2 protein-coding genes and 1 pseudogene are annotated in these 2,297 nt (G+C 72.7%); all 3 read right to left on the bottom strand.

Annotated elements, in window-relative coordinates:
• Nucleotides 1-248: 248 nt before the first annotated feature.
• Nucleotides 249-1,841 carry a PepSY-associated TM helix domain-containing protein gene (locus FKV25_RS15680; protein WP_141519726.1) on the bottom strand — a complete coding sequence of 531 codons (1,593 nt, stop codon included), beginning with the start codon at nt 1,839-1,841 and terminating at the stop codon, nt 249-251.
• 10 nt (nt 1,842-1,851) lie between these two features.
• On the bottom strand, nt 1,852-2,118 hold the full coding sequence (locus FKV25_RS15675; RefSeq protein ID WP_342777175.1) for a hypothetical protein: 267 nt from the start codon (nt 2,116-2,118) through the stop codon (nt 1,852-1,854).
• Nucleotides 2,115-2,297 (bottom strand): annotated as a pseudogene (locus tag FKV25_RS16330) (hypothetical protein); the annotation flags it as partial. The pseudogene FKV25_RS16330 and the gene FKV25_RS15675, both read right to left, overlap by 4 nt.

The raw sequence follows: 2,297 nt of genomic DNA, 5'->3' as shown, positions 1-2,297 counted from the left end.
GGAAGCCCTTGATCTTGCCTTGGCCTCAAGTCTCCCCTCGCACGATGGATTGCGCGAAGCAAAACCCATCGTGCCTCATGCGTACGGCTGCACGATGGTGGGTTTCGCCTTCGGCTCTACCCACCCGACGGCCCTGCCGGCCTGGGCCTGCAATCCTGCGTCATCCCACCAAGCGCCCCGCCCGGGTCACTTTTTTCGGCGTCGTGACGGTCGGCCCGCGCCGGCCCGCGACCAACCGTAAAACAGGCTCAAGCCCCGCGCGCCTGCACGGACGGGTCCGCCCACACGCTGTGCGGATCGCCCGAGCGCGCGCGGCGTGCGCTGAGCCGGGCCAGCCAGGCGAAGCCGAAGGCCAGGGCCAGGGCACCGGCGTCGATGGCAAACAGGTTCCAGTGGCCGGCGGCGGCGGCTCGCCAGAACCACGCGCCGGTCGCCAGTCCATGCGCCAGCGGCACCAGCGCGGTGGTGATCGCCGCCGCGGCGAGCAGTTCGCGTGCCGCCCGTGCCGGTGGGCGCAGCGCCGCCCAGGCCGCGCAGGCCGCCCAGGTGCCGAAGCAGGCCAGTCGGACGCCGCTCTCGAGTTCGCCCCGGAAGCCCAGCGCGGGCCATTGCAGCAGCTGGGTGGCCACGAACGCGGCGGAGATCGCCACGCAGACGCCGAGGCAGACGCCGACCGTCGCCCGGGCCATGCCCTGCGGCGCCCGCCCCTGCTCGACCTGGCGTCGCTTGCGGCGCGATTCGATCCACAACAGGTTGCCGGAGTAGAACAGGAACGCCCCGCCCAGCCCCAGCAGGAAGTACAGCCAGGCCACCCCGGCGTTGCCGAACTCGCCGAAGTGCAGGGCGTAGGCCGCGGCCAGGGTCGCGTGGTTCGCGTCGCGCGTGCCGGGCAACTGGGTGGCCAGCACTTCGCCGGTGTGCGCGTCCAGCGCCACCGTGCCCAGCGGACCGAGCGAACCCGGCGACTCGCCGGTGATCTCGAGGGTGGCACGGGCATCGCCACCGTGGGCCAGCTTGAGATAGGCCGGCTCGAATGCGTCCAGGCCGTGCGCCCGCGCGGTGGCGGTCGCGATGTCGACCATCCGCGCCAGCGGCGCAGGCGCGGCGGGCGTGCCGTCGGGCTCGACCAGCGGCGCGGTGTCCATCGCAGCCGGGACGGCCTGCATGCCGCCGCCGCGGTACACCAGCGGATCGAGCGCCATGAGCGTCACGAAGGCCAGGCACAGCAGCGCCCCGGTGACCGCGAACATGATGTGCATTGGCAGGCTGAGCACGCCGACCACGTTGTGCGCGTCCTGCCAGAAGCGCTTGAGGTTGCGTCCGGGGCGCAGGGCGAACAGGTCGCCGAGCAGTTTCGGCAAGTGGATGACCAGGCCCGACAGCAGGGCCAGGCCGTACAGCAGGCTCACCACGCCCATCAGCCAGGTACCGGCGACCGGGATCCCCAGCGAGTAATGGAGCAGGTTGACCAGCTCCGAGAGGGTGCCGCCGAAGGGCTTGTCGCTGCCTTCCAGGTCCTGCAGCGTGGCGAAGCGCCAGGTCCCCGACTCGTCCTGCCAGTAACTCGAGGCCACCGGGTACTCGCCGCCGGGGAAGACCATGCCGACGTGGACGCGGGCCGCGGGATGCCGCGCGAGGGTCGCGTCGAGCAGGCGTTGCGCATCGTCGAGCGTCTCCGGCGCGGCGCGCATCGTGCCCGGCGATTCCCAGGCCTGCAGGTCGTGGTGGAAGACGGTCAGTGCGCCTGCATAGAAGGCCACGAACAGGGCGAAGCCCGCGACCAGCCCCGTCCAGGTATGCAGCGCGGTGAAGGTGCGCAAGGTGCGCGACGCAAGCTTCATGGCAGCGGCCTCATTGCACCCAGCCCCACTGCTGCAGCAGCCACAGACCGCCCAGGCAGGCGAGCGCCAGGCCGCCCAGCCAGGCCCACGCGCGCGTGCCGCTGGCGAAGGCGAAGGCGGCGCCCGCCACGCAGATCCACAACGGGAAGAACGCCACCAGGCCGGGCACCAGGGTGGACTGCCACGGTCCCGGCAGCGCCCAGCAGGCCAGGCCCATCAGGCCGGCGGCGAGGAAGAAGCCCGGCACCAGGGCCGCGCTCGCGCGTCCCCACATCATGGCCGCGGCCCCGCCGGCGAGGCTGCCGCGACCTCGCGCCAGGCGCCCAGCCAGGGTAGGACGAGCATGGCCAGCATCCAGTGGCCGAGCATGGCGCACAGGCCGGCGCCGACGCCGAGGTCGACGATCGCCACCGCCAGGGCCAGGGCGGCCAGCACGGCGCCGATCGCGCTGCCGCG

This window comes from Marilutibacter aestuarii (genome assembly GCF_006546775.1).
In the GTDB taxonomy this organism is placed as follows: domain Bacteria; phylum Pseudomonadota; class Gammaproteobacteria; order Xanthomonadales; family Xanthomonadaceae; genus Marilutibacter; species Marilutibacter aestuarii.
Note: the sequence above shows the minus strand (reverse complement) of the source record. Positions and strands in the feature narration are given on the sequence as shown.